Source organism: Agrobacterium sp. A3-95 (assembly GCF_053521785.1).
On sequence record NZ_JBNWDR010000035.1, the window covers coordinates 1 to 542 of the forward strand.

Consider the following 542-nt stretch of genomic DNA (forward strand, 5'->3'; position numbering starts at 1 on the left):
GGGCCGACGAAGACGACGAACTCGCCGTCATGGATGTCGAGATCGATCGACGGGATGACTTTTGCCTCGCCGAAGAGCTTGGACACGTTCTGAAGGGAAATGCTGCCCATTATTGTCGTTCCTTATTTCACGGCGCCAAAGGTGAGGCCACGCACGAGTTGTTTCTGCGAGAACCAGCCGATGACGAGAATGGGGGCGATCGCCATCATCGAGGCGGCCGAGAGCTTGGCCCAGAACAGCCCCTGCGGTGAGGAGAAGGAGGCGATGAAGGCCGTCAGCGGTGCCGCATTGGTGGTCGTCAGCCGGATGGTCCAGAAGGATTCGTTCCAGGCAAGAATGACGTTTAGAAGCAGCGTCGAGGCAATGCCCGGAACCGCCATTGGGGTCAGTACATGCACGATCTCGTTCCAGAGCGAGGCACCATCCATGCGGGCTGCTTCCAGGATCTCGCCGGGGATTTCGCGGAAGTAGGTATAAAGCATCCACACCACGATCGGCAGGTTGATGAAGGTGAGCATGACGGTCAGCCCAATGCGGGTATC

1 protein-coding gene and 1 pseudogene are annotated in these 542 nt (G+C 58.5%); both read right to left on the bottom strand.

Going from position 1 to position 542, the window contains the following annotated elements:
- Positions 1 to 110: pseudogene (locus ACQZ5Y_RS28310) on the bottom strand (sugar ABC transporter ATP-binding protein); the annotation flags it as partial.
- A gap of 12 nt (positions 111 to 122) precedes the next feature.
- The coding region (locus ACQZ5Y_RS28315) for a carbohydrate ABC transporter permease (RefSeq protein ID WP_448782599.1) at positions 123 to 542 on the bottom strand (420 nt) is incomplete at its 5' end.